This is a genomic window from Streptomyces sp. RP5T (assembly GCF_003933965.1).
GTDB lineage: Bacteria > Actinomycetota > Actinomycetes > Streptomycetales > Streptomycetaceae > Streptomyces.
Genome location: NZ_RSAJ01000446.1, coordinates 1 through 6,928 on the forward strand (window position 1 = coordinate 1; position 6,928 = coordinate 6,928).

7 protein-coding genes and 1 pseudogene are annotated in these 6,928 nt (G+C 72.6%); 5 read left to right on the forward strand and 3 right to left on the reverse strand.

The annotated features are described in order from the left end of the window. Together EHS43_RS48240 and EHS43_RS32925 are read left to right on the forward strand one after the other, a co-directional pair. Positions 1–203: pseudogene (locus tag EHS43_RS48240) on the forward strand (hypothetical protein); the annotation flags it as partial. 76 nt (positions 204–279) lie between these two features. Further along, positions 280–972, forward strand: coding sequence for a copper homeostasis protein CutC (locus tag EHS43_RS32925; protein ID WP_125194326.1), 693 nt, complete (start codon positions 280–282; stop codon positions 970–972). Between the two features lie 132 nt (positions 973–1,104). Here EHS43_RS32925 and EHS43_RS32930 read toward each other — a convergent pair whose 3' ends face one another. Further along, positions 1,105–3,084 (reverse strand): UvrD-helicase domain-containing protein, encoded by a 1,980-nt coding sequence (locus tag EHS43_RS32930; RefSeq protein ID WP_260470817.1) that lies wholly within the window; start codon positions 3,082–3,084, stop codon positions 1,105–1,107. A gap of 428 nt (positions 3,085–3,512) precedes the next feature. On the opposite strand from EHS43_RS32930, the gene EHS43_RS32935 reads away from it, so the two are divergent. Further along, positions 3,513–3,695, forward strand: coding sequence for a hypothetical protein (locus tag EHS43_RS32935; protein WP_185806520.1), 183 nt, complete (start codon positions 3,513–3,515; stop codon positions 3,693–3,695). A gap of 72 nt (positions 3,696–3,767) precedes the next feature. Continuing rightward, positions 3,768–4,133, forward strand: a complete 366-nt coding sequence (locus EHS43_RS32940; RefSeq protein ID WP_125194329.1) for a hypothetical protein — start codon at positions 3,768–3,770, stop codon at positions 4,131–4,133. A gap of 12 nt (positions 4,134–4,145) precedes the next feature. Here the strand turns inward: EHS43_RS32940 and EHS43_RS32945 are convergent, their stop codons facing one another. Next, positions 4,146–5,792: a DNA repair helicase XPB gene (locus EHS43_RS32945; RefSeq protein WP_125194330.1), complete on the reverse strand. Its 1,647-nt coding sequence runs from the start codon at positions 5,790–5,792 to the stop codon at positions 4,146–4,148. 154 nt (positions 5,793–5,946) lie between these two features. Here EHS43_RS32945 and EHS43_RS32950 point away from each other — a divergent pair, with 154 nt between their 5' ends. Next, entirely contained in the window at positions 5,947–6,486 is a 540-nt protein-coding gene (locus EHS43_RS32950; protein ID WP_125194331.1) for a hypothetical protein, read from the forward strand. A gap of 6 nt (positions 6,487–6,492) precedes the next feature. Here EHS43_RS32950 and EHS43_RS32955 read toward each other — a convergent pair. Beyond that, positions 6,493–6,928 (reverse strand): WYL domain-containing protein (locus tag EHS43_RS32955; RefSeq protein WP_148104141.1); only part of this gene is annotated, 436 nt, incomplete at its 5' end.

Below are 6,928 nucleotides of genomic sequence, written 5' to 3' on the forward strand. Positions count from 1 at the left end.
CCTCCCCTCCACGCCGACCTCGATGACCTGGACGAACCGCTTCGGCTCGGTGACACAGGCGGCGACCGCACGCCCGCGCGTTTCATCGGGAACGCGGTGAGCCTCGTACGGCTGTACTCGGGCGTTCTCTGGAGGGGCGGGCTTACGAGCTCGCGGGAGTGGAGGCAAGGGGCTGGACATCTTCGGCTGAGATGCGCCGGTGAGGGGGAACCCGTGGCGGCGTATTCTTGAATTGGACTAGACCTGTAGCCGCCCGAGACCGTCGACGAATGGGGTCCCATGAGCAAGCGTGCAGTCCTGGAGGTGATCGCCCTCGACGCCGAGGACGCGATCGCCGCCCGGGCCGGAGGCGCGGACCGGCTGGAACTCGTGACCGACATGGCGGCGGACGGTCTGACGCCGACGGTCGCCACGGTCGCCGGGATCCGGGAGGCGGTGGACATCCCGGTACGGGTGATGCTGCGGCTGTCGGACGGGTTCGGCGCGGGGGACGTCCCCGTGTTGGTCCGGGCGGCACGGGAGCTGCGGGACGCCGGGGCCGAGGAGTTCGTGCTGGGGTTCCTGGACACGAACGGCGATGTGGACCTGGGGGCCGTCGAGCGGATGGTCGAGGTGCTGGACGGGGCCCGCTGGACCTTCCACCGGGCCATCGACCACGCCGCCGACCGCAACGCGCTGCGCAAGCAGCTGGCCGACCTCCCGGGCCTGGACACCTACCTCACCGCGGGCTCGGCGACGGGCGTGGACGAGGGGCTCCCCGTGCTGCTCGCGGAGGCTGCGCGGGCCGGGGAGCCGGGGTACGAACAGCAGTTGCTGGTCGGTGGCGGGCTGCGGCTGGAGCATGTACCGGGCCTGCGGGCCGCGGGGATCGACGCGTTCCACATCGGCGGGGCGGCGCGGCCGGACGGGTGGCAGGCACCGGTGTCGGCGGACGCGGTGGGGCAGTGGCGGCGGGCTCTGGACTTGGGGTGAGCCGGACTCCCCAGGGGCGCGGAGAACTGCCCGAGCAACCCCCGCGCGCCCGCGGGCCGGGGCGACGTCTGGAACATGGGCGCGGTGGTGCGGGGGATCCCGGTCCCTCGGGGCGGGGCCGCAGCCCCGTGGCTATCCGGCCAGCGCCGTGGGCAGTGGTGCCGTGTGCGTCACGATCAGGCCCGACACCGCTCGGGTCAGCGCCACGTACAGGCGCCGCAGGCCCGTGCGTTCGTCCGGTTCGCCGTCCACCACCGCCCGCGGCTCGTCCAGGACGACGTAGTCGTACTCCAGGCCCTTGGCGAGGGAGGCCGGGACCAGGGTCAGCCGGGTCTCGGCCGTCGTCTCCTCGCCCGGGGCGAGATACGCGATTCCCGCCGCCGACAGCGCCTGGGCGAGCACCGGGACGCGGGCGTCCGCCGCGATCAGACCGGTCGAGCCCTCGTGGCGCAGCAACTCCTCGCACGCGGCGACCACTTCGGCCGCCCCGGAGTCCCCTCCCGAGGTCTCGCGCACCTCGAAGAAGCCCGGGTTCTCACGCACCGACGCGACCGGGGTCAGGCCCGGCGCGATGTGCGGCAGGAGCCGGGAGGCGTAGGTGATGACGTCCGTCGGCACGCGGAAACCGGCCGTCAACTCCTCCACCACGCCGTCCGGCTTGCCGAGGTGGGCCAGCGCCTCGTCCCAACTCCGCGTCGCCCAAGGCGTGGTGCCCTGCGCGAGGTCGCCCAGAACGGTCGCCGAACCGGTCGAGCAGCGGCGGCCGACCGCGCGGTACTGCATGGGAGACAGGTCCTGGGCCTCGTCGAGCACCACATGCCCGAGCGACTGCGTCCGCTCCACGAGGTCCCTCGCCTCGTCGATCAGCACCGCGTCCGCGGCGGACCACCTGGCCGACTTCACCGACCGCACGGGCTTCGCCCACAGGATCGTCTTCTGCTCGTCCCCGCTGAGGACACCGTCCGCGTGCGCGGCGAGGAAGTCCGCATCCGTCAGCAGCCGCAGCACCAGCTTCGCCGGGTCCACCGGCGGCCAGATCGCCTTCACCGCCGCCTTCACCGCGGGGTTGCGGGCCACCGCGTCCTGCACTCGGTCGTCCGGCGCCTCCCCGGACCGCTCCATCTGCACCAGCACGGCGTGCGCGATGCGCTGCGGAAGGGCCTCACGGGCGGCGCCGTACCGGATGCCCCGGTCCTGCAACTCCCGCACGATCTCCTCGATCTCGTACGCCGGCACCCGCCACCTGCGCGACCCGCGCACGACCATCACCGGCTCGCTCGGCACGGTCACGTGGGAGTGGACGGCCCGCCTGAGCACCTCCGCCATCCTCGCGTCGCCCTTGAGGACGGCGGCGGGCGCCTCGTCGGTGCCGCGCACCTCCACGTGCGCCACGAGGTCGTCGACCGTGGCCTGCCGGACCGTCAGCTCGCCCAGCGCGGGCAGCACCTGCTCGATGTAGTGCAGGAAGGACCTGTTCGGCCCGATGACGAGCGTGCCGGTGCGGGCGAGCCGCTCGCGATGGGCGTACAGGAGATAGGCGACCCGGTGCAGGCCGACGGCCGTCTTCCCGGTGCCCGGGCCTCCCTGCACACAGACCGTGCCGCCGAGACCGGACCGTACGATCTCGTCCTGCTCGGGCTGGATCGTCGCCACGATGTCGCGCATCGGGCCGACGCGCGGGCGCTCGATCTCCTGCTGGAGCAGCTTGCTGGTGGCGGCGGCCTCCGCCGGGTCGGACAGGTGCTCGTCCTCGTAGGCGGTGATGTCCCCGCGGGTGTAGCCGAAGCGGCGGCGCAGCCCGACGTCCATCGGGTCCTTCTTGGACGCCCGGTAGAACGGCTGCGAGACCGGCGCCCGCCAGTCGATCACCATCGGGTCGCCGTCGTGGTCGTGGACGTGCCGACGGCCGATGTAGAAGCGCTCGCCCTGTGCGCCCTCGGCCCGGTCGGCGCCGGGGGAGTGCAGGTAGTCGAGGCGGCCGAAGAACAGCGGGGTGTCGCTGAGGTCCGCCAGCGCCTTGATCCGGTCGTCGATCTGGCGGGCCAGGACCTCGGCGTTGACCCAGTTCGCGGTGACGTCCTTGATGTCCAGCGACTCGACGTCCTCCCGCATGGCGCGCAGCGCGGCGCGGGAGCCGGCGAGGTGGGAGCGTTCGCGGGCGAGGGGGTCGTCGTCTGCGGGCACGGGAGTGGACGGCCTGGACAAGGGGGTGCCTCCGAAGGTGCTGCGGGCCGCGTGGTGGGATGCCGACCGGTTTCCGTCCGGGCGGCGGCACTCCGTGAGGGAGGCGGGCAAGAGCGGAGATTGTAGAGGGGCGCGGCGAGAGAGGGCCAACCGATTTCTCCGACCGTATCCGTCGGGCCCCAGGCCCCTGGGCCTCCAGGACCCCAGGACCTCAGGCGCCCAGGACCCTGGGCCCCTAGGGGTTCGCCCCTCATCCGCCAAGGGGTGGCTCCACCCGCGGGCAGTACTCAGGTAGCACAGAAAGGGGCTACCTGGGACCGATGCCCTCTTTATGCCTCCTCGGCCACCATGGAGACATGAGCGCAGCGACCTTCACCCCAAGCCCTGGTCGCCCGTCCGGGGCGACCCCCGTCTCCGGTGTCCACAGCACCCACCGTCTGGGCAACGCCCTCCGGGCGATCCGCGTCTTCGCCGGCGCCGCCTTCGACGTCGTCATACTCGGCGAGTACGGCGAGGAAGCGGGCGTCCGCCGCCGCTGAGTACGGCGCACGGCTCGGGATGAGTACCCGAGCCGATGTCCGGGCGCCCCGCGCGGCGGTTCACTCGGTGGCATGACGACAGCGACCGCACCGGCCCTTCCCGACCGCGACCAGGACCGCCACGCCTGGGTGGCCCCGCTGGTCGCGACCGTCCTGCTGATCATCCTCGGCCCGCTCGCCCTGCTGTTCGGCGGCCTGTCCGCGATGGCCACCGACTCCTGCGGCCCCGACGACTGCTCGCGGGCGCTGACGGCGTCCATCACCGCGATCTACGCGATCCTGGAGTTCGGCGGCCTGGTCACCCTGCCCGCCTTCGTCGCCTCCTGGGCCCTGCCCTGGCAGCGCCGCTGGTCCGGCCTGCGCGCGTGGATGGCGCTCCTCGCGGTGCTGCCGCCGGCGACCGTCCTCGCGCTGGTCTTCACGCTGCTGGTGCCGTAGTCGCCCCGGCGCTCAGGCCTCCTCCGCCAGCAGGTCGTCCGCGTCCACGATCCGGTAGGCGTACCCCTGCTCCGCCAGGAAGCGCTGGCGGTGCGCGGCGAAGTCCTGGTCGATGGTGTCGCGGGCGACCACGGAGTAGAAGTGCGCCTGGTGGCCGTCCGCCTTCGGGCGCAGGACCCGCCCGAGCCGCTGGGCCTCCTCCTGGCGCGAGCCGAAGGTGCCCGAGACCTGGATGGCGACGGTCGCCTCCGGCAGGTCGATGGAGAAGTTCGCCACCTTCGACACCACCAGCACGCTGATCTCGCCCTCACGGAAGGCGTCGAAGAGCTTCTCGCGCTGGGCGTTGGAGGTCTCGCCCTTGATGACAGGGGCGTCCAGATGCTCGCCGAGCTCGTCGAGCTGGTCGATGTACTGGCCGATCACCAGGATCTGCTGCCCCGCGAAACGCTTGACCAGCGCCTCCGTGACCTTCCGCTTGGTCGCGGTCGTCGCGCAGAAGCGGTACTTCTCCTCCTGCTCGGCGGTGGCGTAGGCGAGCCGCTCGGAGTCGGTCAGGTTCACCCGCACCTCGACGCAGTCGGCGGGCGCGATGTACCCCTGCGCCTCGATCTCCTTCCACGGCGCGTCGAACCGCTTGGGCCCGATCAGCGAGAAGACGTCCGACTCCCGCCCGTCCTCACGCACCAGCGTCGCCGTCAGCCCGAGTCTGCGGCGGGCCTGGAGGTCGGCGGTGAACTTGAAGACGGGCGCGGGCAGCAGGTGCACCTCGTCGTAGACGATGAGCCCCCAGTCCCGGGAGTCGAAGAGCTCCAGGTGCGGGTAGACGCCCTTACGCCGGGTCGTCAGCACCTGGTAGGTGGCGATGGTGACGGGCCGGATCTCCTTCTTGGTGCCGCTGTACTCGCCGATCTCCTCCTCCGTCAGCGAGGTCCGCTTCACCAGCTCGTGCTTCCACTGCCGGGCCGAGACGGTGTTGGTGACGAGGATCAGCGTGGTCGACTTGGCCTGCGCCATGGATCCGGCGCCGACCAGCGTCTTGCCCGCGCCGCAGGGGAGCACCACGACCCCGCTGCCGCCGTGCCAGAAGTTCTCCACGGCCTGCTTCTGGTAGGGCCGCAGCGCCCAGCCGTCCTCGGCCAGTTCGATCGGGTGCGCCTCGCCGTCCACGTACCCGGCGAGGTCCTCGGCGGGCCAGCCCAGCTTCAGCAGCGTCTGCTTGATCTGCCCGCGCTCGGAGGGGTGCACCACCACGGTGTCAGGGTCGAGCCGCGCCCCCACCAGCGGGATGATCCGCTTCGAGCGCAGGATCTCCTCCAGGACCGGCCGGTCGGTGGTGGTGAGCACGAGCCCGTGGGCGGGGTGCTTGCTGAGCGTGAGCCGCCCGTACCGGTCCATCGTCTCGGCGACGTCGACGAGCAGGGCGTGCGGCACCGGGTAGCGGCTGTACTGCACCAGCGCGTCGACCACCTGCTCGGCGTCGTGCCCGGCGGCCCGCGCGTTCCACAGCCCCAGCGGGGTCACCCGGTAGGTGTGGATGTGCTCGGGCGCCCGCTCCAGCTCGGCGAACGGCGCGATGGCCCGACGGCACTCGTCGGCCTGCTCGTGGTCGACCTCGAGCAGCAGGGTCTTGTCGGACTGGACGATGAGAGGACCGTTCACGTACATGCATCCTTCCGCACGGGCCAAACGTCCAGTGTGCCTCAATCAGGGACGATCAAGGGAGGCCGAGGCGGCCGGGGCCCGTCCTGGCGCAACCCCGGCCCTCGCTTGTGTGTCTTGACTGGCGGGAGCGGTCTGGGGAGGACACATGGGGATGTCTGCGGGCAGATGGGCCGTCGGTGGGGGAGCGGTCGTCGTGCTGGTGGCGACGGGGGCGTGGGCCCGCTGGCCGTCGGACGCCGACCCCCGGCTCTGGGACCAGGTGCGGCCGGTCGTCGAGGCGCGGCTCGTGGAGCAGGCGCGCGGCAGCGGGTACGGGGAGAGCGAGCCCGGGCTCAGGGCCCGCTGGTTCTGCCGGGCGGAGGCGGTGGACCTCGACGAACAGGGCTCACTCGTGCGGGCCGGCGTCAGCACCCTGTGCCTGGAGTACGGGGTGCGTGCCGGGCGCCTGGTGGAGTGCAGCGGCGCCGAGGTCCCGCAGGTGCTGCGGCTGCGGCGGGAGGCCGGCGGCGACTACGTGGTCGTGTCGCAGGAGGAGCCGCCCGAGGGGGCCGGCAGCGCGGAATGGCTGACCGGCCACTTCGGGCTCGCGACGACGATCGCCCTCGACACCGAAGTGGCCGCCGACCCCCTGGAGTCCGCGGCCCGGACCCACTTCGGCCTGCCCGCCGACTCCCCTGTCACACAGTGCTGACACGCCCTAGTCCTCCGCCAGTTCCGCCACTCCGGTCACGCGGTGCAGCGGGTACGTGCGGACCTCGTCCGCCGTGTGGTCGTAGGCCGTCACGAAGCCGCCCTCGACGCGGATGGGGGCGATCACGCGCTGGCTGGCGGCGCCCTCGGCATTGACGTAGCCGATCCACAGGGCCTCGCCGGTCAGGACGGCCGCCTGCATGGTGGCGAGGGTCTCGGCGGAGCTGGTGCGCGGGAGTTCGCCGGTGGCGGGCCGGGCCTGGTCGCCGTGTCTGCGGGGGGTCGTCGAGGCCAGGTCGCCCGCGCGGATCGCCCGGATCGCGGCCGACAGCAGGGTCGCGTCGGGGACCGGCGGACCGTCCGGGACCGGCTCCGGGGGCGTGCGCGGCGGGGTGCGGTGGGCGTGGGCGCGGGTGATCAGGACATCGCCCTCCGCGGACTCG